The sequence below is a fragment of the Nakamurella flava genome (assembly GCF_005298075.1).
GTDB classification, from domain to species: Bacteria; Actinomycetota; Actinomycetes; order Mycobacteriales; family Nakamurellaceae; genus Nakamurella; species Nakamurella flava.
In genome coordinates, this window is sequence record NZ_SZZH01000001.1 from 2,242,730 (window position 1) to 2,264,984 (window position 22,255).

29 protein-coding genes are annotated in these 22,255 nt (G+C 69.9%); 28 read left to right on the top strand and 1 reads right to left on the bottom strand.

Annotated features, from left to right (window positions below; genetic code table 11):
- Positions 1-2 precede the first annotated feature (2 nt).
- From FDO65_RS10075 to FDO65_RS10210, 28 genes are all read left to right on the top strand, one after another.
- Positions 3-365 carry a capsid cement protein gene (locus FDO65_RS10075; protein WP_137449167.1) on the top strand — a complete coding sequence of 121 codons (363 nt, stop codon included), beginning with the start codon at positions 3-5 and terminating at the stop codon, positions 363-365.
- 12 nt (positions 366-377) lie between these two features.
- The gene (locus FDO65_RS22505; RefSeq protein WP_205849883.1) at positions 378-1,310 is read left to right on the top strand and encodes a phage major capsid protein; all 933 of its coding nucleotides are present in this window, start codon (positions 378-380) and stop codon (positions 1,308-1,310) included.
- Positions 1,310-1,528 (top strand): hypothetical protein, encoded by a 219-nt coding sequence (locus FDO65_RS10085; RefSeq protein ID WP_137449168.1) that lies wholly within the window; start codon positions 1,310-1,312, stop codon positions 1,526-1,528. The genes FDO65_RS22505 and FDO65_RS10085 overlap by 1 nt, the downstream gene beginning before the upstream one ends.
- An 18-nt stretch (positions 1,529-1,546) precedes the next feature.
- Complete coding sequence (locus tag FDO65_RS10090) at positions 1,547-1,969, top strand: hypothetical protein (protein WP_137449169.1); 423 nt, start codon at positions 1,547-1,549, stop codon at positions 1,967-1,969.
- 1 nt (position 1,970) lies between these two features.
- Complete coding sequence (locus tag FDO65_RS10095) at positions 1,971-2,291, top strand: hypothetical protein (RefSeq protein ID WP_137449170.1); 321 nt, start codon at positions 1,971-1,973, stop codon at positions 2,289-2,291.
- Positions 2,288-2,662: an HK97 gp10 family phage protein gene (locus FDO65_RS10100; protein WP_137449171.1), complete on the top strand. Its 375-nt coding sequence runs from the start codon at positions 2,288-2,290 to the stop codon at positions 2,660-2,662. The genes FDO65_RS10095 and FDO65_RS10100 overlap by 4 nt, the downstream gene beginning before the upstream one ends.
- Positions 2,659-3,102: a hypothetical protein gene (locus FDO65_RS10105; RefSeq protein ID WP_137449172.1), complete on the top strand. Its 444-nt coding sequence runs from the start codon at positions 2,659-2,661 to the stop codon at positions 3,100-3,102. The genes FDO65_RS10100 and FDO65_RS10105 overlap by 4 nt, the downstream gene beginning before the upstream one ends.
- Before the next feature lie 27 nt (positions 3,103-3,129).
- On the top strand, positions 3,130-3,897 hold the full coding sequence (locus tag FDO65_RS10110; RefSeq protein ID WP_137449173.1) for an IPT/TIG domain-containing protein: 768 nt from the start codon (positions 3,130-3,132) through the stop codon (positions 3,895-3,897).
- Complete coding sequence (locus tag FDO65_RS10115; protein WP_137449174.1) at positions 3,897-4,448, top strand: DUF7426 family protein; 552 nt, start codon at positions 3,897-3,899, stop codon at positions 4,446-4,448. The genes FDO65_RS10110 and FDO65_RS10115 overlap by 1 nt, the downstream gene beginning before the upstream one ends.
- A 59-nt stretch (positions 4,449-4,507) precedes the next feature.
- Positions 4,508-4,714, top strand: a complete 207-nt coding sequence (locus tag FDO65_RS10120; protein ID WP_137449175.1) for a hypothetical protein — start codon at positions 4,508-4,510, stop codon at positions 4,712-4,714.
- A gap of 6 nt (positions 4,715-4,720) precedes the next feature.
- Positions 4,721-7,969, top strand: coding sequence for a phage tail tape measure protein (locus FDO65_RS10125; RefSeq protein WP_137449176.1), 3,249 nt, complete (start codon positions 4,721-4,723; stop codon positions 7,967-7,969).
- Positions 7,966-8,766 (top strand): hypothetical protein, encoded by an 801-nt coding sequence (locus FDO65_RS10130; RefSeq protein WP_137449177.1) that lies wholly within the window; start codon positions 7,966-7,968, stop codon positions 8,764-8,766. Before FDO65_RS10125 ends, FDO65_RS10130 begins: the two co-directional genes overlap by 4 nt.
- Positions 8,766-9,866 carry a hypothetical protein gene (locus FDO65_RS10135; RefSeq protein WP_137449178.1) on the top strand — a complete coding sequence of 367 codons (1,101 nt, stop codon included), beginning with the start codon at positions 8,766-8,768 and terminating at the stop codon, positions 9,864-9,866. Before FDO65_RS10130 ends, FDO65_RS10135 begins: the two co-directional genes overlap by 1 nt.
- On the top strand, positions 9,863-10,168 hold the full coding sequence (locus FDO65_RS10140; protein WP_137449179.1) for a hypothetical protein: 306 nt from the start codon (positions 9,863-9,865) through the stop codon (positions 10,166-10,168). Before FDO65_RS10135 ends, FDO65_RS10140 begins: the two co-directional genes overlap by 4 nt.
- 55 nt (positions 10,169-10,223) lie before the next feature.
- The gene (locus FDO65_RS10145) at positions 10,224-10,703 is read left to right on the top strand and encodes a hypothetical protein (protein ID WP_137449180.1); all 480 of its coding nucleotides are present in this window, start codon (positions 10,224-10,226) and stop codon (positions 10,701-10,703) included.
- On the top strand, positions 10,700-11,197 hold the full coding sequence (locus tag FDO65_RS10150; RefSeq protein WP_137449181.1) for a hypothetical protein: 498 nt from the start codon (positions 10,700-10,702) through the stop codon (positions 11,195-11,197). The genes FDO65_RS10145 and FDO65_RS10150 overlap by 4 nt, the downstream gene beginning before the upstream one ends.
- A complete protein-coding gene (locus tag FDO65_RS10155; RefSeq protein ID WP_137449182.1) occupies positions 11,170-11,634 on the top strand; it encodes a hypothetical protein in 465 nt (154 codons plus the stop codon). Before FDO65_RS10150 ends, FDO65_RS10155 begins: the two co-directional genes overlap by 28 nt.
- A complete protein-coding gene (locus tag FDO65_RS10160) occupies positions 11,634-11,936 on the top strand; it encodes a hypothetical protein (protein WP_137449183.1) in 303 nt (100 codons plus the stop codon). Before FDO65_RS10155 ends, FDO65_RS10160 begins: the two co-directional genes overlap by 1 nt.
- On the top strand, positions 11,936-12,673 hold the full coding sequence (locus FDO65_RS10165) for a hypothetical protein (protein ID WP_137449184.1): 738 nt from the start codon (positions 11,936-11,938) through the stop codon (positions 12,671-12,673). The genes FDO65_RS10160 and FDO65_RS10165 overlap by 1 nt, the downstream gene beginning before the upstream one ends.
- Positions 12,673-13,200, top strand: coding sequence for a hypothetical protein (locus FDO65_RS10170; protein ID WP_137449185.1), 528 nt, complete (start codon positions 12,673-12,675; stop codon positions 13,198-13,200). Before FDO65_RS10165 ends, FDO65_RS10170 begins: the two co-directional genes overlap by 1 nt.
- Before the next feature lie 75 nt (positions 13,201-13,275).
- The gene (locus FDO65_RS10175; protein ID WP_137449186.1) at positions 13,276-13,518 is read left to right on the top strand and encodes a hypothetical protein; all 243 of its coding nucleotides are present in this window, start codon (positions 13,276-13,278) and stop codon (positions 13,516-13,518) included.
- Positions 13,519-13,599: 81 nt separating this feature from the next.
- Entirely contained in the window at positions 13,600-13,896 is a 297-nt protein-coding gene (locus tag FDO65_RS10180; protein ID WP_137449187.1) for a hypothetical protein, read from the top strand.
- Between the two features lies 1 nt (position 13,897).
- Positions 13,898-16,198 carry a glycoside hydrolase 5 family protein gene (locus tag FDO65_RS10185; RefSeq protein WP_137449188.1) on the top strand — a complete coding sequence of 767 codons (2,301 nt, stop codon included), beginning with the start codon at positions 13,898-13,900 and terminating at the stop codon, positions 16,196-16,198.
- Complete coding sequence (locus FDO65_RS10190) at positions 16,195-16,455, top strand: hypothetical protein (protein WP_137449189.1); 261 nt, start codon at positions 16,195-16,197, stop codon at positions 16,453-16,455. Before FDO65_RS10185 ends, FDO65_RS10190 begins: the two co-directional genes overlap by 4 nt.
- Positions 16,448-16,894, top strand: coding sequence for a hypothetical protein (locus tag FDO65_RS10195; RefSeq protein ID WP_137449190.1), 447 nt, complete (start codon positions 16,448-16,450; stop codon positions 16,892-16,894). The genes FDO65_RS10190 and FDO65_RS10195 overlap by 8 nt, the downstream gene beginning before the upstream one ends.
- Positions 16,891-18,459 carry a hypothetical protein gene (locus tag FDO65_RS10200; protein ID WP_137449191.1) on the top strand — a complete coding sequence of 523 codons (1,569 nt, stop codon included), beginning with the start codon at positions 16,891-16,893 and terminating at the stop codon, positions 18,457-18,459. The genes FDO65_RS10195 and FDO65_RS10200 overlap by 4 nt, the downstream gene beginning before the upstream one ends.
- Before the next feature lie 19 nt (positions 18,460-18,478).
- Positions 18,479-19,921, top strand: a complete 1,443-nt coding sequence (locus FDO65_RS10205; RefSeq protein ID WP_137449192.1) for a hypothetical protein — start codon at positions 18,479-18,481, stop codon at positions 19,919-19,921.
- A 1-nt stretch (position 19,922) separates the two neighbouring features.
- Positions 19,923-21,755, top strand: coding sequence for a hypothetical protein (locus tag FDO65_RS10210; protein WP_137449193.1), 1,833 nt, complete (start codon positions 19,923-19,925; stop codon positions 21,753-21,755).
- 79 nt (positions 21,756-21,834) lie between these two features.
- Here FDO65_RS10210 and FDO65_RS10215 read toward each other — a convergent pair whose 3' ends face one another.
- The gene (locus FDO65_RS10215) at positions 21,835-22,191 is read right to left on the bottom strand and encodes a hypothetical protein (RefSeq protein ID WP_137449194.1); all 357 of its coding nucleotides are present in this window, start codon (positions 22,189-22,191) and stop codon (positions 21,835-21,837) included.
- Between the last annotated feature and the right edge of the window lie 64 nt (positions 22,192-22,255).

The window sequence follows — 22,255 nt, forward strand, 5'->3', positions numbered from 1 at the left end:
CCATGGTCGACCATCTTCCGAAGTTCAAGCCCGGTCAGGACGTCACCCTCACCGCGGGCGCCGCGATCACCGGCAAGCAGCTGCTGTACGTGTCCGGTGCCGGCGCGGTCAGCCCGACCACGGCCTCGACCGCCAACTGGCTGGGCGTCGCCCGCCAGGACACGGCCGCCGGGGACAAGGTCGTCGTCACCAAGGGCGGCTTCCAGAAGCTGCTGGCCAGCGGCTCGATCGCCGCCGGCGACCTCGTCGTCCCCGCCGCCGGCGGGGCAGTCGCCACCCTCGGCGGCGGTAACGCCGCGCACCGGGTCGGCGTGGCGGTCGAGGCCGCCGCAAGCGGCCAGGTTCTCGTCGCGATGGATCGGTAAGGAGACCGCATCATGCCCATCACCTACCCGCCCCCCGCGGCGACCCTGAGCCCGGACCTCACCGCGACGCAGGTGCACTACCTGCTGAAGAACCCGAGCCTGATCGCGCGTCGGGTCCGCGACCTGGCCCTGAACCGGTACGTCGCGGACTACCTGCTGACCGGCCGGTACACGGCCGAAGGCGGCGCGATCCTGTACCCCAACGGCGAGCCCGTCTTCGCCGACAGCGACCCCGAAGCCGTCGGCGTCGGCGGCGAGTACCCGCTGGACACCGTCGGTCAGGGCACCCTGGCGATGGCCCGGACGGTGAAGTGGGGCCGTGACGGCGAGGTCTACGACGAGGCCATCAAGCGCATGCTGATCGACCCCGTCAACCGGCTGCTGTCCCGGCTGATCAACTCGAACGTCCGGTACGTCGACTCGGTGGCCCTGGCCGTCATCGCCTCGAAGATCACCCGCACCCGGGCCGCCACCGGGGCGTGGACCTCGGGTGCGCAGATCATCACCGACGTCCTGCTGGCCAAGGCCGACACCGAGCAGCTCGAGGATGGGTTCGACCTCGACACTGTCGTGCTCACCCCGGTGCAGTACGCCAAGGTGGTGGCTGCCCTGATCAAGGACGGTCTGCTGCCCCGCGAGGCCGCCAACCCGGTCCTGTCCTCCGGTGTCATCCCGGATGTCCTGGGCCTGTCGTGGACCCGGTCCGCGCACTCCCCGACCGTCAATCCGCTGCTGGTCGACCGGGAGCAGCTCGGCGGCATGGCCGACGAGGATCTGCAGTCCCCCGGCTACACCTCGGCCGGGCCGACCGGCATCGAGGCGAAGGTGAGCCGCCTGCAGGGCTCGGACGACCGTGACGGCTACCGGATCCGGGTCCGCCGGGTCACCGTGCCCGTCGTGGTGGAGCCCAACGCCGGCATCCAAATCACCGGGACCGGCGTCTGATGGCCGCCGGCGACTACGTGGTGACCGCGCCGGTTGTCGTCGCTCGCGACGGCACGCCATACGGCGAGAGCTACTACTACCGCGGCGCCGTGCTCCCGGCCGGTGTCCCGGCCGAGGAGAAGGAACGGCTCGCCGCGGCCGAGCTGGTCAAGGTCGAGGGCGGCGATGACCCGGCACCCAAGACCCGGCGCCGGGCCGCGGCCGGCGACGCGGACTGATCGAGAAGGGCGGCGGCCGTGCTGATCACTCCTGACGAGCTGGGCCTGGGCGACGGCGTCGACCAGGCGTGGGCGCAGGCGGACATCGGCACGGTCACCGCCCGGGCGTCCATCTTCGCCCCCAGCCTGCACACCCTGACCGGCGAGTTCGAGAAGGCCGCCAAGGGCGTGCTGATCGACGTCGTCGTGCGCCGGTACAAGACCCGCAATCTGCTGCCGGGCGTCTCGCAGTCCAAGGCAATGGGCGATCGGTCGACGTCGTCGGACACGAAAGACCTGCCACGGGCGCTGTTCTGGCCCGAGCAGATCACCGAGCTGCAGGCGATCTGCGCAGCCGCGGCGACCGGAGGGGGCCCGCCGGTCGTCGCAGCCGTCGGCGCGTTTCCGGAGCCGGGGCGGTACCCGGACCCTGCTGAACGCCTGCCGCGTTGGCCGGTCTGAGATGTTCGAGGACTGGTACTCCGACCCGGTCGGGGTCCGTCGGCTGACGAACGAAGATCCGACGTCTGATGCGCAGTCCTGGGCGGCGCGGACTGCGCTGATGGGGATGGTCCGGGAGGACGTCACCCTCACCCGGGACGCGACCGGCGCCGAGGTGACGTCCACGGTGACGGTGCACCTGCCGCTGTCGGCGGCCGGAAAGGTCAACGCCGGCGCGCTGATCGACCTGCCCGAGTCGCAGCACCCGGACACGGTGGCCATCTCCGTGATGGTCAGCCGCGGCGACCCGGACCTCAAGGGTGTGCGGGTGATGTGCCAGTGACCACGCCGGGTGGGTGGGACCCGTCGCAGCTGATCAACGGGATCAAGGAGTGGGCCGGGCAGGTGCGCGAGGCCATCCCGGACGCCGTGCGGGAGCAGGCCGAGCAGTGGCTGGACGAGGGCAACGCGCTGGCCCCGAAAGACACTGGGGCGCTGCGCCGCTCGGGCCAGGTCAGGGTGGAGAACACCACGGCCGCGGTCGGGTGGGGCGACGGTCTGCCCCGGGACTACGCCGTCATCCAGCACGAGAGCACCGGCTACCGGCACCCCGGAGGGGGTGGCCCGAAGTTCGCGGAGGTCGCCGGCCGTCGCCGCGCCCAGGTCGCCGGTCAGCAGATCGCTGACGACATCAAGTCCCGGACCGGCGGATGAGCCCTCTGTCGCCGTCGACGGAGACCAAGCTGCGGCGCGGCGTTCGGGACCTGCTGGCCGGCCTCGACCTGGGCTGCCCGGTCGTGGCCGGCGTGCTTAAGCCGAGCACCACCGACGCCGTGGTCGGCGTGGTGACGTACGAGACCGGCGACCCGAGCGTGGAGGCCAGCACCGGGCAGACGACGGTGTCGGTGCAGCTGACGATCCGCGGGGACGCCGCGTCCGGCAGTGACCCGCTGAGCGACCGGCGGCAGGCCATCCGGGATGCCCTGACTTGGATCGGGCCCCGCACCGTCGGCGGGGTCGTCGTCTCGTCCGCGTTTCGTCAGCTGATCTCCGGGCCGCCCGCTCTCGACGAGCAGTCCCGGCCCGTCCTCTTCGACACCTTCGACCTGACCTGTTCCCGGGTCGGCGCGGTTGCGCCGGTCCACAGCATCTGACCCAACCGCCCCGATGGAGGGAACCCCATGACCGCACCTGTTCTCGCACCGACGTCGGCCGGCGTGCTGCAGCTGGCGTCCGCGAAGCGCCTGCGCGTGAACCTGGCCTACGACCCGTCCCTGGCGAGCCAGGTCACGCCTGTCTGGGCTGACGCGTTCGGCATTACCAACCTGACCCCGGGCGCCCCGTCGTGGGACAAGATCGACGCCACCGCGTACCACAACGCCGACGTGAACACGGGTCTCGTGAACAAGCGGGACAAGAAGGTCGCGTCCAGCCGAGAGATCTCCGGGGTGTGGCAGCGGGAGATCTTCGCCGACCCGGCGGACAACGCGGCCACGAAACGGCTGAAGGACTCGGCCGAGCAGAACAAGCTCGCGCAGGTCATGATCTTCAACGCGGTCGACCGGACCGAGCAGGCCACGGTGTACATCGTGGACGTCACCTGGGACGAGCAGGGCGGCGCGGCGGCCGACAAGGGCGTGGACAACTTCACTCTGTCCGTGCAGGGCGCGGGGGTGAAGGTGGCCAACCCGATGGGCGCCGCGATCGTTCCGGACGCCACCTCGGTGAACGTGGCGTCGGCCGCGGCTGGTGTCCGGGTCATCATCACCGGCACTGGGTTCGCTGGGGCCACCAGCGTGAAGTTCGGGTCGACCGAGTCCGAGCTGTTCAAGGTCATCGGGGACACCGAGATCCGCGCCGTCGTCACGGGCAGCACCGGGTCGAAGCCGATCACCGTCGCCACCCCGCAGGGTCCCGACACCACGCCGCTGGCGTTCACGATCGTCTGATGCCCGACTTCGGGGCGCCGGTCGCGGCCGCCGCGGACGACCTGGTCCTGCACTTCCCCGGCCGGGATGGGCAAGTCCGGGAGTACCGCATCCCGCCGTGCACTGCGGGTGAGCTGTTCGATCTGCTCGCGCTGGACCGGGTGTGGACGGCGATCGGGAAGCAGCGGCTGCTGCGGCTGGCCAAGGCTCCGGCGTCCGAGGTGGCCGCGACGGTCACTGAGGACGTCGGGCTGCGGCAGCGGATCGAGCGGCTGATGAACGGTCCGCTGTCGGCCGAGGACATGCTGGCGTTGCCGCTGGGTCCGGTGGCCGAGCAGATGCTGGCCGACGGGGTTAGTAAGCCGCACTACCTGCTCGCATCGGCCACCGCGCAGCACTGGCACATCTCCGGCGAGGAGGTGGCCCTGGAGATCTACAAGACGGGCGTCGTACCGGTGGGAAAACCGGGCGCCCGACCCGCGAAGAACTCGCGCCGTACGGGGTCGGGCCCTGCACCTCGGAAGGCGTCTTCGCGTCGTACCAGCTCCCCCCGGAAATCCTCGAGCGGCTGACCGCCCCGCCCGAGGACGAGCAGTTCACGATCCGCAAGCTCTGGGACCTGCCGGATCTGGTGGAGATCGACGTCCACGCGATCTACGGGTTCGACGTCGCCGGGCCAGGTCGGGACGACCGGTCGGGCCCGTGGCTGCGGAAGCGCGTCGAGAACCTCCCGTTCCACCCGAACAGCGTCGCCGCGGCCCGCGTCAGGGCGGACATCCAAGTCGCCCGGGAGAGGCGCGAGAAGGCCGAGAAGGCCGCCAAGACAGAGAGGGGGTGACCGGTCGTGCCCTTCAACATCGGCGAGCTGCAGGGCACGATCGGCATCGACGACTCCGGCGTCGACGGCGGGCTCTCGTCGGTACTGGACAAGATCACCGGGTTCGCCGGCCGTGGTGGCGCGGCAGCCGCCGCGGCCGGCGCGGCGATCGGCGCGGGCCTGGCGATCGCCATCGCCGCGGCGTTCGAGTCCGACACCGTGACCCGCAAGATCCAGGCCACCCTCGGCGCCACGGAGAAGGACGCCGCCCGCTACGGCAAGGCCGCCGGCAGCCTGTTCTCGAAGAACTACGGGGAGTCGCTGGACGAGGTCGGGTCGGCCATCTCGTCGGTGGTCAAGAACATCGGCGGCATGGGCGACGTGTCGAACGATGTCCTGGAATCCATTACAGGACAGGTACTTTCGCTGTCCAAGGTGTTCGATGAGGACCTGGGCGCGGTGACCCGCTCGGTCGGTCAGCTGATGAAGACCGGCCTGGCGGCGAACGCCCAGGAGGCCCTCGACATCGTGACGAAGGGCCTGCAGTCCCCGGTGAACGCCGCCGACGATCTGCTCGACACCTTCGACGAGTACAGCACGATCTTCCGGTCCATCGGCCTGGACGGGAAGGACGCCCTCGGCGTCCTGTCGCAGGGCCTGCAGGCCGGCGCCCGGGACGCCGACGTCGTCGCCGACTCGCTGAAGGAGATGCTGCTGCGCCTGCAGGCCGGCGACTCCCGCAAGGCGATCACCGACCTGGGGTTGAATTTCGAGCAGGCCCTGGGCCAGGTGTCCAAGGGGGGCGACGCGGCGAAGGCCACCTTCGACGTCATCATCGACCGGCTCAACGCGGTCGAGGACCCGGCCACCCGGAGCAGCATCGCGGTCGGGATCTTCGGTACCAAGGCCGAGGACATGCAGAAGGCCATCGCCGGAATCGACATCGATTCTGCCGCAACCGAATTCGAATCCGCCTACGGCAAGATCAACGGCGCCGCGCAGGAGCTGGACGCCACCGTAGGCGGGTCGCTGCAAGGGTCGTTCGAGACGTTGTGGCGGTCCCTGCAGGGCACCGCGTCGGCAGCTGGCGAGGGGGTCGCGCCGTTCATCCGGATCGCCGCTGACGCACTGTCCTTCCTGTTCGGCATCCTGCAGGGCGGCATCCAGTTCGTGATGGACCTGCCCGGCCCACTGTTCGCCATCGGCGCCGCGGTGGCCGTCTGGGCCAGCTGGTCGACCATCGCCGCCGGCGCGGTAGCGCTCCAGGCCGCCATCGTCGGCATCGGGGTCGCAGCCCGCGGAATGCTGGTCAGCCTCGGCCCCATCGGGCTGTTGCTCATCGGGATCACCACGGCGATGGCGTTCCTGACCGACGAGTCCGACCGGGCGGAGAGCGCCCTGGCCGACCAGAAGACCCGGTTCGACGACCTGAAGGCCAGCCTCGACTCGGCGACCGGGGCGATCACGGAAAACACCCGGGCGACCGTGCTGCAGCAGGCGCAGGCGACCGGGGTCGCGGACACCCTGCGGAACGCCGGGATCTCCCTCGATCTCTACGCGGACGCGGCCACCGGGAACGCGCAGGCGCAGGAGGAGCTGGCTCGGCAGATCACCGCCGCCCAGACCGCCGCGCTCGGCAGCGACGGGGCGTTCAAGTCGCTGGCCGGGGTGCTCGACGGGGCGAAGGTGTCCCAGGAAGACCTGGCCACCGCCATCCGGTCCGGGGACTGGTCGACCGTCACATCGCAGGTGTCGGCGTACGCGGATTCGGTGGCGCGCCAGTCCGGGAACACGGGCGACGCGACGTCGATCATGGACCAGTTCACGGCGGCCATGCAGCAGGCGCAGGGCCCGGTGAATCAGCTCGACGGGGTCCTCTTGCAGGCCGGTGAGGCGACCGACCAGCTGAAGACCGCTCAGGCCGACGCCGCCACCACTGCCGGCGACTTCGGCAACTCGGCTGAGGCCGCATTCGACCGGATCATGGCGCTGGCCACCGTGTCCGGGCTGTCCGCTGACGAGATTCAGCGCATGGGCACCGAGGCCGGCCTGTCCGCGCCCCAGATCGACGCGATCAAGGCGGCGGCCGACGGCGCTACGGCCGGGGCGTCACCGCTGGCTCAGGCGCTCCAGGACGGCGCGTCGGCCAGCTCCGAGTTCGACGCGGCTCTGCAACTGCTGCAGATCGGCCTGGACACCCTGGCCGGGAACACGATCTCGGCTGAGCAGGCGTCCCGAGCGCACGAGGCAACCATCCGGGCGGTCGCCGCGGCGGCCCGGGATCGGTACGACGCCGACGTCGCCCAGGCCGAAGCCCAGGCCAAGGTCAACGAGTTGACCGCCGCGGGGACCAGCTCGGGCTCGGAGTACGACGCCGCGACCCGGGCGCTGACCGAGGCGCAGGCGGCGGCCGCGGATGCCAGCGACAAGCAGGCCGACTCCCTGGACCAGCTGGCCGACTCCGCGCAGGGCATGACCCAACGGGCGTTCGACGGCGCCGGCGGGATGTCGAACTACGAGGCCGCGGTCGTCGCGGCCACGGGCAAGATGACCGAGCAGCGAGCCCAGTTCATCGAGTCGGCGAAGGCGGCCGGTGTCGGCGAGGTCGCGGCCGAGCAGCTCGCCGACGCGCAGGGCCTGATCCCCGGGAACGTCCGGACGGCGTACGACGCGATCCGGGCGAAGGAGGCGGCGGACGCGGCGGGCGGGGTCGCCGGGGCGGTCAACTCGATCCCGTCGTCCAAGACGAGCACGCTGAACGCCAACGACTTGGTCTCCGGCATCGTGCGGGACGTGACGCTCGGCATCGCGAACATCCCGAGCCAGAAGACGGTCACCATCCAGGTGGTTCAGCAGGGCATCGCGCAGGTCCAGCAGGCCATCAACAACATCAACCCGTTCCGGGAGAACGGCGGCGTCGTGCATGCCGCGGACGGCCGGCTGATTGGTGGGCGCGGGACGTCCACGGTCATGGACGGCCGCGGCGCTGGTCTGACGTGGGCCGAGCAGGCGACCGGCAAGGAGTACTACATCTCGATGAAGTCGGGGCAGGAGACCCGTAACCGGGGCTTCGCGAGCCAGGCCGTCGACGAGCTGGGCGGCATGGCCATCTGGCCGTCCCGCGGCGGCGGGGGCGGGGGCGGCGGCACCCAGGTGTTCGACATCCGTCTGCAGCTCGACGGGGACGTGCTGGACCGCCGCACGTTCCAGGTGGTCGACGGCCGGCTGACAGAGGTGGCCCGGGAGTACCGGCGCGAGAAGGCGCGAACGCTGTGAGCGTCGCGATCTCGCTGTCCCCGTTCGACGACCCGGATCTGCCGCCGGGGATGCGGCTGACCGTGACAAGCGATCAGCTGGGGACGGTGCCGCTGGAGGTGTGGCGGGTCCACCCGGACGGCAGCGAGCACCGGGTGATCTCCTCTTCGCGCCCGTACCTGATCGCCGGTGCGTGGGTGGAGACCGACATCCACGCCCCCTACAACGTGGACGTCACGTGGCGGGTGCAGTCCTCCGCCGGGTCGGCGTCGACGGTGGGAACGGTGTACTCGGAGTTCTCGTGGCTGGTGCCGCCGTCCGAGCCGACGACGGCCGTCCGCCTGGACGAGGTGGTCAACCTCTCGTCCCGGCAGCGGGAGACCCGGGCCGCGAAGTTCCAGCCGGTGTCCGACGGGTCGAACGGTGACAACCCGAAACCGATCTTCGTCAGCGACGGCGGGCGTGGCGGCACGGGTGTCACCGCGACGGTGCGGGTGCTCGACGAGCAACCGCTGTGGCGGCTGCTGGACTCCGACACCGTGCTTCTGCTCATCACCCCTGGGCCGGGGTGGCGGGTCAAGTGGATGTGGGCGCAAGTCACCCGAGACGAGTGGGCCAACCCCGGCCGGGCGTGGTGGCCGTACGACGACGTCGTCCTGACGCTGGATGAGTCGGCCGACCCGGATGCCGAGCTGATGCCGATCTGGACCGACGGCGACGTGCACGCGTGGGCGCTGGCGAACGGCCTGACCGAGGGAGGCGTCGCCGCGGCGTACGCCACCGACCTGGACATGCAGGTCAACAACCGGACCGCGTGATGCATCAGCCGGTGGACGACCGGGAGTGGGACCCGGAGCGGTGGGCACGGGCGATCAAGTCCCCGCACCGGGCGGTGTTCCGGGTCGAGGTGTGGGCCGACGGGGTCCAGCAGACTGAACGGGCCCCGTACTCGCAGGGCTCGGTCACCGAGGATTGGGTGACGGCCGGCCCCCGGTGGTCGCTGTCGCTGACTCCGCCGGCGTCGCCGGCGTGGCGTCGTTGGTTGGCCATGCAGTCGGTGGAGCTCCGCCCGTACCGCGGGGTCAAGCTCAACCGGACGACGACGTGGTGGTGCCCGATGGGCCGGTACCCGGTGCCGCCCCCGCCGCAGGGGCGGCCGTGGTCGGGTGCCCCGATCAGCGCCGAGGACTACTGGTCGTGGATCAGCGAGGGCAAGTGGCCGCTGCCGATCATCTCGCCGGGCGGTCGGATCAGCGATCAGATCGAGTGGGCCATCCGGGAGGCCGGCCTGGGCGATGTCGACGTCCGGGCCACGAGCACGGCCGAGCGGGAACCGGTGTTCATCGACAAGCAGCGTGACGAGTGGATCGGGTCGGCGGCCCGGTCGATCAGCGCCGAGGTGTCCCTGGACCGCACCGGCCGGCCGGTCGTGCAGGACGCCCGCCGGATCGGTACCCCGACGACGGACCTTCGCGGGTCGGTGACGTCGATGGTGTGGACCCCGGAATGGGCGAAGGTCTACAACGCCGTCGACGTCGAGTCTTCCGCGTCCAATGTCGACGTCCGAGTGCGGGTGGCGCTGACCGACCCGAAGCACCCGGCGTCGCCGTGGCGGCTGGGGTCGTCGGTGCGGCCGCGGTGGCGGGTCTACGGCTACTCCTCGCCGCTGATCACCACGCAGTCCCAGGCGGTGTCGGCGGGGCAGCGGATCTTGGAGCGGGTGTCGGCGGCCGCGACGAAATGGTCGTACACCGCGGTGCCGGACCCGACCCGCTCCGGCGGTGACAGCGCCTACGCCCCGACCCTGTCGAACGGGGTGCAGGTCGTGCAGTTGCAGTCCATCCAGACGCCGCTGACGTTGGACGGCGGTCCGCAGCAGATCGACACCGTCAGCACGAACACCGGGGAGCTGGAGTGAGCGAGGCAGCCGCCGAGCTGGCCGCCGCGTTGGCCGGGGACGAGCCGTCCCCGTTCGCGATGGTGGCCACCGTGACGCAGGTCGAGACGCTACGCACGAACGCCGGTGTCATCACCGCGGCCGGGCGGGTGTGGGTGCAGATCGGCGGTCGGTCCATCGACTGTGACTGGCTCGAGCTACTGAACGACCGGGCCCGCGCGGGCCGCCTCAAGGAGGGCGCGCAGGTCGTGCTGCTGATGATGGGCGCACGTCCCGTCATCTTGGATCTCTTCGTGAAGGGGGCGAATCCCGTTGCCGTTTAGTCGGGTGTGGTCGGGGGCCACCAGGTGGCTGAAGGACGATCCGGCGTCGATCCGCTTGTTCAGCGATGCCCTGTCGGCCTGGTTGGACGACAAGGTCATGGCCAAGTTCGCGACCCTGGACGCCAAGAACACCGCGTTCGCGGCGCTGTCGACCGCTCAGAAGCGGGGGACGCTCTTCTGGGTCGACGGGCTGGGCGCATTCCTGCAGCGGTCGGCCGATTCAGCGGTCCGCCTGATGACCGGTGACATGGAAACCCAGTCCGACGTGTACGGCGGGACCACGGAGCCGACCGGGCTGATGCTGATCCCGTTCCCCAAGCCGTTCGACAGCGGCCGCACCCCGGTGGTGACGTGCTCGCACGCGACGACGGACACAGGCGCCCCGCCCCTGACGGTGCGGCCTTACATCAAGGCCGGGTACACCACGAAGGACAACTTCCACGTGTCGGTCAAGAACGCCGACGGGTCGATCGCCGGGAAGGTCTACCTCGACGTCTCCTGGATCGCCCACGGGCCTAGTAAGCCACTGACGTGACCGGCGCCAGGTGGGTGTCGCAGCGCGCGGCCGGCGTGTACCGGCGGGTGTCCGCCGCGCGGCCCCTGGTCGCGCATGGCAGCTGGCTCGACCTCCGCACCTGGCTCCTGTTGTCGTTGGCGGTGATCTGCGGTTCCCGCGGCATCGTCTATGCCTTCGACGACGAGCCACTGCCGTACGGGCTGCGGAACATCGCCGCCCTGCTGCCCCCGTGGGTGTACGCCGTGCTGTGGGCCGGGACGTGCGGTGTGCTCGCCGTGGCCGCGGCCCGGCAGTGGCCGATGAAGCCGTGGCACGGGATCGCTGTGGGGATGCCGGTGCTGTGGGGGATGTTCTACGCGGCCGGCGCGGCGGTCCGCCCGTCCGACCGGTTCGTCAGCACCTTTGGCAACGCGTGGCTGTGGTGGGCGGTCGGCCTGGGCGTCGCGGTGACGCTGATGATCCCGCCGGGTGTGGTGTCGATGCCGTGGCGGCGGCCGGAGCCGACGGAATGACTGACAGCCCGGGCCTGGACCCGACCGTCGGGGTGATCATCGGGGCGCTGCTGTCCACAGTGGTGGCGGTCATCGCGGCCGGCGTAACGGTGTGGCAGGTCCGCCGGCAATTGGCCGCGAAAGAGCGGGAAGACGCGGCCCGGCGGGCATCTGAGGCCGCGGAGCGGCGGCGGGCGTCGGAGGTGGCCGCCGCCGATCGGGCTCAGCAGGCCAAGACTTCCTCGTACGACAACGTCCAGGAGGACCTGGAGAACTTGCGCCGGGAGCACCGCGCTGACCGTGAGATCACCCGGAGGGAACTGGAATGGTCGTCCAAGGTGATCCGAATCCTCGACGAGGAAGTGCGTGATCTTCGAGCTGTACTGACTCAGAACGGCATCCGGGTAGAGCGTCGCCCGGACTGGCCGGACCGGCCGCAGAACCCGGCGAGCATCTGATGGACGTAACCCTGGTCGTTCGGGTAGTAATCGTCGCCCTGGCGCTGACCGCCACCACGCTGGTCGTGCTGTCCTCCCGAGCTGGGTGGCGGGACACACCTCTGACCGAGGGGTTCGCGGTGACCCGTCTCGGCGTGGCCGGCGTCCTGCTGGCCGTGGCCTACGGCACCGCCGAATCACACGTCCTGGCCGTACCGCCCGCGCCGCGCATGTGGGTGCTGATGGTCGCCCTGTCCTGGCTGAACTACGGCCTGATCACTCGCATCCGCGCGACCCGCGGCGCCCGACCGAAGGAGAAGTGATGACACCTCGATACCCCGGCGCCTATTGGATGTCGGCCGGGAAGGATCAGGGCCCCAACAACGGCCCGACCACGGTCAGCTTCCACGGGTGCATCACCAACGCCGGCATCGAGGGGGTCCGCTCGTACGTCGAGCAGGAGAACACCCTGCACGGGTACGTCGCCAAGGACGGGACCGCGGCCCAGTACAAGGACTTCGACCGGATCGCCTACGGAATGCTCGACGGGAACGAGCGGGGCGGCGTCACCTGGGAGACCTGGGACGGCCTGAACGTAGGCACCGCCACCTACGACGACGTCAACCGCGGAGCGGACGCCCGCCCTGAGGGCACGTGGACTGACGAGGAGTGCGAGCGGATCGCAGACATCATCGCCTGGGACGCAATCGTCCTGGGCATCCCGGCCCGGACGGTGACCTCGACGCGGGACCGGGCCCACGGCATGCACGGGCACGGGATCCCGAGCCGCGCGACGTCCGGCGAGGGACCGAACATCTACGTTGGCCCGGACCGGTGGAGCAAGGACAACAAGAAGCCGTGCCCGGGGAACAAGCGGATCGCCCAGTGGCCCGGGATCATCCGTCGCTCGCAGGTCATCGAGGCGGCGGTCCGCGCCGGCCGGTGCGGGTTCCTCCCGCAGGGGCCCGTCGACCTGCGCGCCGCGCTCTCCCGGACGGCCGGCGGCGTCCAGGTCGACGCGGCGGACTGGATGCGGTTCTTCGTGGCGGCGATGGCCTGATGGCCGACCAGCCGCCCCGTCTGTCCGACCTGACCGAGCTGCAGGTCCGGCGAGCGTCGACGATCGCCCGGGCCGCCCGGCCGTTCGGTCTGGAAGCGGTCAAGGCGGCGCTGATGTGCGCGTTCGAGGAATCGTCGCTGCTGATCCACGCCAACAACGGCCGCACCACCCGCACCGACGTCCCGCTGAAATGGCGCGCGCTGGCCGCGCTCTCGCAGGAATTCCCCCACGACCGGGTGGCCGGCGAGGCGTGGACGACGGCCGACAGCATCGGCATGTTCCAGCAGCGGCTTATGTACGGGTACGCCTCGCCGGACCGCGCCGGGGTCGCCGCCCTGATGGCGGTGGACGAGTCGACGCGGATCTTCCTGCGCGGGTCCACCTACGCCAAGACGAGATCGTTCCTCGACCCGGCGAACACCCGAGGTGACATCGCTACCCGCATCCAGTGGGCGAATTCGGCGACGGCGCCAACTACCGCCCCAACGAGGGCCTGGCCGACGAACTCATGGCCCTGTTCGGGCTGACCCCACCGGCGCCAGCGATGAGCGCCACCGACTGGCTGCGGTTCTTCGCCGCAGCCATCTGAGAGGAGAACCGCGATGGCGGACCAGGAGTACGACAAGGCCCTCGGCGATCTGCGCACCGAGTTCGCCAAGCTCAAGGAGGACATCGTCTCGGGCGTGCTCGACAAGAAGGTCGGCCCCCGCGAGGTCCCGTTCTGGCTGTACGCCAGCGACACCAAGACCACGCTGGAGAACGTCGAGCAGAAACTCATCCGAGTCGAGGCCAACCAAGCGGAGATCCTGGCCAAGCTCGACACCCTCCTCGGCGCCAAGGCCTGACACCCGCCCCAACCCCATCACCCCCAGCCAACCCCCGGGACCGCCGCCGCGGCCGGGGGTTTCGTCTACCCGGAGGACCCCATGAGCGAAAACCCGAACACCCTGCCGGCCAGCGCCGACCTGAAGGACGCCGTCGCCGCGCCAGCCCAGTGGGGCTCGGTCGAGCTGGTGCACGAGCCGACCCCGCCGCCGGAGTTCACCGGCCCGCAGAAGGCGATGGCCGGCGCGGTCATCTCGACGCTGGCGCTGATCTCCACCACGGTCGCGCCGTTCGTCGACGGCACGGTGTCGTCCGTGCTGTACGCCGTCGGCGGTGCGCTCGCCGTGATCGGGGTGCCGTTCGGCATCTACGTCACCGTGAATAAGCCGGTCCGCTGACATGCCCTACCGGAAGGTGCGGTTCGCGCCGCTGGTCATCGACGGGGTCGCGGACCCGAAGATCGCGACCGGCGTGTACACGGTGGCGTTTCTGAAGCGGACCGCGTTCGGGACGCTGGGCCAGCTGCAGGACGCCGCGGCAGACGAGTTCAAGGTGGTCGTCAAGGGCGTCGCGGTCGAGGCGGATCTGCCCGTCGTCGAGGCGACCGACAAGAACTGCCTGGTGATCCGCGGGTACATCAAGCCCAAGGGGTCCTACCCGTCCAAGCAGACCAGCGTCGACTACGTGCTCGTGCCGTCCGGCGCGGCTTCCACGGTGCTGCGGTTCGAGGATCTGTCCCGGGTGGACCCGGACACGCTGACCGAGGTCAGCCAGACCCCGACCCCGGCATGGATGGCGCGCCTGACCGCGGCCGAGGCCGCCATCGCCACCCTCTCCGCGGGCGGGGTCCCGGCCGGCACACTCGACGTCGGCGATCTGACGGACGTCACCGAGCCGGGCAAGACGGCGATCACCGCGACAGGGGCGACCCTGGCTGACCGACAGGCCGCGTTCCGGTCGTCGATCGACGCACCGAAGACGTCGCATCAGCATCAGCTGTCGCAGATCTCTGACCTGTCCTCCCTGACGATCGGGTGGGACAAGGTCACGGGCGAGCCGGACACGTTCCCGCCGTCGACGCACCGGCACAGCATCACCGACATCGACGGCCTGGCCGACGTGCTGGCCTCGCTGGGAGCGTCAGCGTCGGCGTCCGCGCAGGTGCTGAAGTGGACGGAGGGCGATCTGTCGACCAACGGCACGAGCTACGGCGTCTACGACACGTCCCGTCCGTTGCACGAGTTCATCGGTGCCCGTGACCCGAAGATCGCCGGGTACACCCTGCGGGCTGGGGACAAGTGGCGGGAGCAGATCGTCACCGGCACGGGCGGTGTCGACATCACGATCGACGACAAGGAGCTGACGTACACCTCGGGGTGGATCTCCGGGGACGACGTTCTGACCTATGGGTCCAGCGACCACTACGCCCAGGTCGCCGGGGAGAAGGCCACCTACACGTGGACGTCCCTGGCGAACGGCACCGCGGCGCTGATCTGCAAGAAGGCACCGCACCACGGGATCATGTCGCTGCGCCTGGACGGTGGGACCGCGGTCAGCGTGGACCTGTACGCCGCCACCGAGGCGTACAGCGTCGAGGTGTGGAAGTCCGGGCCGCTGTCGGCGGGCTCGCACACCATCGAGATCACCTCGACGGCGACGAAGAACTCGGCGGCGGTCGGGACGGTCGCCGAGGTCGACGGGATCAAGCTGGTCGCCGCAGCGGCCGGCACCAGCAACACCAACCCGAACCCCAGCACCGGTGGCAGCAGCGGAGGCACCACCCCGGCACCGACGGGGTTCCTGACCCGGGTCGGCGACAAGCTCCAGGTCGACGGGAAGAACTGGCGCGCAACCGGTATCAACCTGCCATGGTGGAACGGCTGCGGCTCGGAGATCGGTCTGCCGCCGACGGTCGCCCAGATGACGACCCTGTTCCAGAACGCCACCCCCGGCAGCATCTACCGGTTCTTCACCTTCGGCGGCTGGGACCTGGCCAAGATGGACCAGCTCGTGGCCGCGGCCCGCCCCTACGGGCACAAGTTCATCCTGACCCTGTCGGACAACATGGACGGCTGCGGGGAGCCCTACTGCGGGCCGAACCCGACGGCGTTCTTCTCCGGCGGTTGGAAGACCGGCGGCTGGCGGGATAAGTGGCTGACCCCGGTGGTGCAGCGGTACAAGAACGAGCCGGTCATCGGCATGTACGAGTGGTGCAACGAGCCGCCGCCGGATCAGCTGTTCCGATCCTTCCTCGACGAGGTCGGCGCATACGTGCGGAACACGTTGGGCGACAAGCATCTGATCTCCACCGGGTGCATGTCGGCCTACGGCAATGACACCGGCGCCCGGCTGCTGAACAACAGCCCGTACATCGACGTGGCGTCGATGCACGAGTACGACCCGAATCAGGCGCCGTCGGTCTGGACGACCCGGGACGCGGCGAACGCGGCCGTCGCCGGGAAGCCCTTCATCGTCGGCGAGTCCGGGATCAAGGACACGGAGATCGCCGCGGGCTCCCCCCGAGCGACGGCGATCAGGAACAAGATCCTCGCGCTCAAGGCCAACTTCCCGACCTGCGTGGCCTACATCTACTGGTCGGGTGGCGCCCCGACCGGGGCGTACCTGTCCCAGCATCGGCATGAGCTGTCGATCATCGGGACGCAGGAGATCAACGTCATCAACACCACCCCGCTGCTGTGAGAGTCCGCCGCCTCAAGCAGGTCACGGTCCGCGGCGGCCTCGACTGGGCGGGCGACGTCGTGGACGCGACGTTCACCGCCGACGGCGGCCGGGTCGACCTGGTCGCCGGTGACGGTCAGGCCCGTTCGCTCGAGCTGGCCGGCCCGCCGATCGACGTGCGGTGGGGCTACGTCCTGCGGGTCGTCGGCGCCGAGGCGACCGTCCATCTGGTCCAGTGCGCTGACTGCGCCGAACGCAAGGAGATCGCCGGTGGCTGAGAAGGTGTGGTCCTACGACGGGACCGGGTGGTCCTCCAGCGTCCCGGTCGACGGCACCGGAACCGGCGGGGCGGCGACCATCCTGGACGTGCAGCTGGCCGTGGCCAACAGGGCCAAGGTCGACAGCAACGGCAACGTGCTGACCGGCGATGGCTCGGTGGTGGCCACGCAGACGTTCGTCGATCAGCGGATCGCGGAAGCGCTGGCTCAGAACCCGTCGGTGCCGGACAACATCCAGCAGCAGCTGGACTCGAAGGTCTCCAACACCGCACTGTCCAACATCCAGTACACCCTCATCGTCCCGCTGGGCGAGACGGGCCCGTCGACCCGCCCAGCGGAGGCCGGCAACCGCCCGATTCTGCAGAAGGGCGGGCCGATGCCACTGCCGTGGATCGACCGGAGCAAGGGTGACGACTGGCTCGGAGTCCTGAACGCATGAGCCAGCCCATCCTGGATCAGCCGTGGCAGGTGCGGGCGATCAACGGGCAGATGTACGCCGTCGCGCGGGACCGGGCTGCGGTGCTGCTCAAGCCGGAGACGCCGGCCCGGACCACGGCCCGGCTGCTCCAGCTGTCGCTGGAGGCTAACGGGCTGGGCGGCCCGGTGGTCTCACCCGGGATCGATAGGTCGTCCCTGCCGGCGTTGTACGGCAAGTACAAGCTGCCGTCGGTGGTGCCCGCGGACTATCGACAGTCGCAGGCCGGCGCCCGGAACCGCATGGCCGACCTGAACGAGTGGAACTCCCCGGACACCCAGGACTTCCAGTGGCCAACGGGAATCTCGTCGCTGACCATCCAGAACGCCATCGTTTACGGCCGGTTCGTGAACCCGCCGTACCCGGTGCACCTGGAGAACGTCATCAGCCTCGGCCCGAAATCATTCATCGGGAACGAGTCAGCGGTGTGGGATTTCGACAACCCGACGACCCGGCAACAGTCGGTGTTCCTGGACGTGACGGTCGCGCCGCGGTTCCCGCAGCCTCGGCTGAACGCGTTCAAGGGAAGCCTGCACAAGTGCGAGCGGGTCCACGCGGTGTGGTGCGTGGACGCGTGGGGCCCGTACACCAAGAAGGGGTACAGCTGGGGAACGAACGTCGAGGTCGTGGGGTCCCGCGCTGAGGCGCTGGTCTACTTCCCGGGCCCCTACTACGCGAGCCATTCACCGTGGTACTGGAACGGCGCCGGCTACCAGAGCTCGACGTCGGGCGCGGTCGCCCGATCAACCGCAGACATGGGCGGGTCCACCTCGTGGGTGGACTACGGCCACGGCGACGGCAACCACTCCGACGGCTGCGAGGGTCACGGCGGCAGGGGGTCTCACACCTACGATCCGTCCACGAACCGGTGGGCCGGCGACGGGGTGCACTTCTGGTCCACGGGTCTGCTAACCACTGACGCGTACGACTACGACTACGACCCAACTGGTCTCGGCATCCCGGTCCCGGTGGCCGGCACACCGGGCGCGGGACAGGGCACCCGCGGATGGGGCGACAACCCGAAGCGGGGACTGCCGGACGGCGGGCAGCGCCCAGGCCAGGCCCGGCCCAACACCGCGGTCGGGACGCGTCGGCAGATGGATGGCCAGTACTCGGCCAACGGCAGCGGGTTTTTGGTGCTCCAGCTCGAGAACCAGCTGCCGGACCCGACGACCTACCTGATGCACGACATCTACGTCCGCGGCGGGAACATGGGCCTGCAGGAGCAGCGCAAGGCCTACCCCTCGATCCAGTTCACTGCCTACGACTGGGAGTTCGGGCCGGGCTGGTTCCCGTGGGGCGCGACGGACTCCTTCGCAAACCTGAACCAGTACCCGGTCCGGATCAACGACGTGACCTCGCTGGCCGCGATGCCCGGCGTCGTCGACATCTACGGCCGCCCGACCGGCCATCCCGCCGGCGCCGCGCCCTGGTATCAGACCTTCCGCTGGGACGACCCCGCGGACTTCTACAACGGCCAGGACGGGCAGTTGCTGCCGTTCGGCCGCAACGGCATCCGGTTCGGCTGAGAGACAGGACAACACACCCATGGTTGCAACGATCATCCGCACCCACGAGCCGAGCACCCAGGCTGACGGGGCGACGGTGCTGGCCGGTACGCCGGCGCACAACTGGTCCCGCCTGAACTCGGGCGACGTCGGAACCGGCGCGTCGTTCACCTACGCCACCGACGACGGCGACAAGGTCTACCAGCTGTCGCAGGGCTCGACCGGCACGATCTGGGCCTACGACACATGGACCGGCGCGCAGGGCGACTTCGCGATCCAGTTCGAAATCGAGTTCGACAACCTGCCCTCGACGACGTGCACGCTGTTCCAGCTGTTCTCCGACGACGCCTACGGCTCGGGCGCGGTCAACCTCAACATCCAGCTGGCGGCTGGCTCCCCGGCTGGCCGAATGCGTATCCGGAACAACGCAACGAGCACGGACTTCACCGCGCCCGCCGCGATCACCGCAGGGGTTCGGTACCTGGTGCAGTTCCGCTACCAGGCATCGGCGCAGACGGCGACGCTCAACGTCTACGTGAAGGGATCGGCCACGCCGGCCACGGTTCTGTCCGGGTCCCCGGCTACCCAGCAGCCCCTGTCGGTGACGGCGTCGGTGCCGACGGCGACGCAGGTCAACTCGATGCGCGGCGGCGTCGGCACGGCGTCGACCGGTCTGTCCTACAAGCTCAAGAAGGTGATCATCGGGTACGGCGACTGGATCGCCCGCACCGATGTCGCTGCCCCGACCGCGACCATCTCCCGTGGCCACCAGGAACGGCAGATGTACCCGGCCGGGTACAGCACCCCGGGCGTGCCGCTGCAGTGGACCGCGGCCATCTCCGGGGACACGATCGCGTCGGCGACCATCACCTGGCAGCTGAAGCCGGACGGCGCGGCGGATCCGGCGATCTCCGGGGCTCCGACGGGGATCGGCTCGGCCAACGTCACGGTGAACTCGACGGCGGTGCTGCCGTCGGTGGGCTACTACCGGGCGCTGCTGACGGTGACCCCGAACGGTGGCGGCGCGGCCACGACGTCGACGCTGGCGTTCGGGATCTACCCGGCGCCCAAGACCCCGACGATCGTCCAGGAGGTGATCCTGGACGGGGTCACCGTGTTCGGTGGGCCGCCGAACACGGCGGCCGGCGCGAAGACCGCGCTGACCGACGGGGACCTGGCGACCGGGCTGGAGTTCCTGCTGTCCTCGGCCAGCAAGGCCCGGGTCCGGTTCGGGCCGGTCGGCCCGACCGGCCTGGACTACAAGGCGGTTCACGACCTGGTTGGCGGCGGTTCATACGGCCGCAAGTTCACGTGGATGACCGACGACGGGACGGTGATCTTCTCCTACACCCGTTCGGGGATCACCGCGCAGACCAGCGAGACCTACGGCTTCCCGCAGGACGCGCTGACCGCCATCGCCGCGGCCGGCCCGAACGACGTCAAGCGGTACGGGCTGATGGTCGACATCGAGAACGTGGCCTGAGGTGCCCACCGCGACGCGACTCCAGGAGTTGTCGCTGACCGAGGTGCCGCTGCAGCGCGCCCGGCTGCTGGCTTTGACGCTGGAGGCGGCCGAGCCGGCGACAAAGCCGCGGTTGCTGGGCCTATCGCTGGAAGCCGACGGCGTCGTGCCGGCGACGCAGGTCCGGCCGCGGCTGGCGTCGCTGTCGCTGTCGGAGAACAACGACGTCCTGGGCGCGATCCTCACCGTGTCCCCGGCGGGGAAGCTCGAACCGGGGCAGCGGTTCTCCATCACCGCGGCCGGCTCCTCGGGGTCGATCACCGGGTATGCGTTCGAGCAAACCGGCGGCCCGGCCGTCCCCGGCGGGCTGCCCGGGTCCGGGAACATCCGGTACGGCGTGGTTCCCCTGACTTTGCCGCAACCGATCTACGACTCCAAGGGGAAGTGGGCAGGCGCCGATAGCCCCCAGTCGCTGGAGTTCGCGGTGTCGGTCACCGATGGCACGTCGACGTCGTCGGCGACCGTGCAGGTCCCGTTCGCCTCGCACCTGCGGTGGACGCAGGAACAGCCGTCGGGCAAGGCTCTACCAGTGATCAACGCGCCGATCCCGCTGCCGGGCCCGGAGCCGGTCCCGCAGGCGCCGCTGCGGGTGGGCACGCTGAACACCAACAGCGTGGGCAACTCGGCGACCGTGCTGCCCACCTACCGGGCCGGGAAGATCACCGACGCCATGCAGGAGTGGCGGATGAGTTCGCTCTACCCGACACCGTTCGGGGCGATCGACTCGGCATCTCTGGACGCGGTCCTGACCAAGCTCGACCAGTTCCGCACCCTGGGGTTCCGCACCACCATCGGCCTCGGGATGCACTACCAGCCGGCCGCCCTGGCCGCGACCCGCCCGCTCGGGTCGTCCGGCGAGAAGGACATCCGGTTCGTCTCCCACGACGGGCTGCTCGGCAAGTACGCCGGCGGCGGCGACATGATCGACATGGTCTGGTCGGCCGACGGGTGGGCTTGGTGCCAGGACTACCTGAACAAGATGGCCGACGCCGTCGACCTGTCGAAGGTCGACGCGATCCGGGTCACCGCGCACCGCTCCGAGGTGCTGTATCCGGAGAACCCGTCGACCCGGTTGTGGTGGCACGCCCCGCACGTCCAGAACGGCGGCGCCGGGCTGGCCGGCGATCAGGATCCCGCCCCGTTCCCGGGCTGGGTGGGCGGCACCGCGGGGCTGACGCTGGATCAGCGGACCGTCCAGCACCGCTGGTATGTCCGGTCTTTGGTGCAGCGGCACAACGCGATCGCGAACCTGCTCAACGCGCGCGGGTTCCGGGGGACGTTCCTGTGGCCCATGCCCGGTGTCGGGTCCAAGCCGCAGGGCCTGGCCGCCGACCTGGCCGACCTACTGCCGCAGACCCGGGTGTCGGCTCGGGGTGTGGCCTGGCACCTGGTCGCCGACGAGATCACCGTCGGGCCGTACCGGGCCCCGAACCAGATCATGCTGTGGGCCAGCAGCGTGGGCGAGGCGACCACGCTGGACCGGGTCCCGTCGGACGCCGACATCAACGTCCCGCTGGACTCGACCACCTACTCGCGGTTCGGGTCGCTGCGCACGATCAAGACCCTGGCCGACCGGCACGGCTTCCGGGTCGGCGGCGAAAACCCCGGCTACTCCAGCGGTATCGCCACCGACTACAACGACACCAGCTCGGCCGGGATGATGGCCCGCGCTCTGGCCGAGGTCGCCCCAGCCGGCGCCCGGCACGTCGACCGGTTCGACTGGGCCCACGGCACCACCCTCACTCCCGAGCTGCTGACCGCGCTCACCGCCCACATCACCCGGATCAACGGATAGGACGCAAGACATGTCGGTCAATCAGGCGCAGGTCCGTTTCGACATGCACGACAACACATTCGGGTCTGAGTGGCACCCTTTAGTTCCAGCCGATCTGGCCGCCGCGCATGTGACGTTCGAGATCCGCGTGGGCACGGGCTGGGGTGGTCATGCCGATGAAATTGAGCGTGCACCGCAGGAACCGGCAGTCCCTGACCAGGATGCCGCCGAGCAACGGCGGAATGTCATCTGGCAACGCCGGCCATAGGTACTGCTCGAAGCGCGCTTGCGGGAAGTGGGCGTTACCCACCATCACGATGTCGCCGAACAGCATTAGGACGGCTGGACCGTCGAGCTCGCACTCCTCAAAGGTGTAGCCCTCCAGCTGGCAACTCGGTCGTGCCAGCTCGGGGAGCGACACGCGCTCGTTGATGTAGTGCTTCCCGTCGATCGTCATCCGGGGGACGGTAAGGGTCCGCTTCCCCCGCCGCATGTTGATCTTGTTCCCACCCCATCGCACA

Bases quoted from the DNA above. Each gene is read 5' to 3' on its own strand.
- FDO65_RS10170 (WP_137449185.1), top strand. From the start codon at position 12,673: ATGGCCGACCAGCCGCCCCGTCTGTCCGACCTGACCGAGCTGCAGGTC.
- FDO65_RS10110 (WP_137449173.1), top strand. From the start codon at position 3,130: ATGACCGCACCTGTTCTCGCACCGACGTCGGCCGGCGTGCTGCAGCTG.
- FDO65_RS10115 (WP_137449174.1), top strand. From the start codon at position 3,897: ATGCCCGACTTCGGGGCGCCGGTCGCGGCCGCCGCGGACGACCTGGTC.
- FDO65_RS10175 (WP_137449186.1), top strand. From the start codon at position 13,276: ATGGCGGACCAGGAGTACGACAAGGCCCTCGGCGATCTGCGCACCGAG.
- FDO65_RS10160 (WP_137449183.1), top strand. From the start codon at position 11,634: ATGGACGTAACCCTGGTCGTTCGGGTAGTAATCGTCGCCCTGGCGCTG.
- FDO65_RS10135 (WP_137449178.1), top strand. From the start codon at position 8,766: ATGCATCAGCCGGTGGACGACCGGGAGTGGGACCCGGAGCGGTGGGCA.
- FDO65_RS10075 (WP_137449167.1), top strand. From the start codon at position 3: ATGGTCGACCATCTTCCGAAGTTCAAGCCCGGTCAGGACGTCACCCTC.
- FDO65_RS22505 (WP_205849883.1), top strand. From the start codon at position 378: ATGCCCATCACCTACCCGCCCCCCGCGGCGACCCTGAGCCCGGACCTC.
- FDO65_RS10095 (WP_137449170.1), top strand. From the start codon at position 1,971: ATGTTCGAGGACTGGTACTCCGACCCGGTCGGGGTCCGTCGGCTGACG.
- FDO65_RS10105 (WP_137449172.1), top strand. From the start codon at position 2,659: ATGAGCCCTCTGTCGCCGTCGACGGAGACCAAGCTGCGGCGCGGCGTT.
- FDO65_RS10215 (WP_137449194.1), bottom strand. From the start codon at position 22,191: ATGACGATCGACGGGAAGCACTACATCAACGAGCGCGTGTCGCTCCCC.
- FDO65_RS10085 (WP_137449168.1), top strand. From the start codon at position 1,310: ATGGCCGCCGGCGACTACGTGGTGACCGCGCCGGTTGTCGTCGCTCGC.
- FDO65_RS10180 (WP_137449187.1), top strand. From the start codon at position 13,600: ATGAGCGAAAACCCGAACACCCTGCCGGCCAGCGCCGACCTGAAGGAC.
- FDO65_RS10165 (WP_137449184.1), top strand. From the start codon at position 11,936: ATGACACCTCGATACCCCGGCGCCTATTGGATGTCGGCCGGGAAGGAT.
- FDO65_RS10200 (WP_137449191.1), top strand. From the start codon at position 16,891: ATGAGCCAGCCCATCCTGGATCAGCCGTGGCAGGTGCGGGCGATCAAC.
- FDO65_RS10205 (WP_137449192.1), top strand. From the start codon at position 18,479: ATGGTTGCAACGATCATCCGCACCCACGAGCCGAGCACCCAGGCTGAC.
- FDO65_RS10185 (WP_137449188.1), top strand. From the start codon at position 13,898: ATGCCCTACCGGAAGGTGCGGTTCGCGCCGCTGGTCATCGACGGGGTC.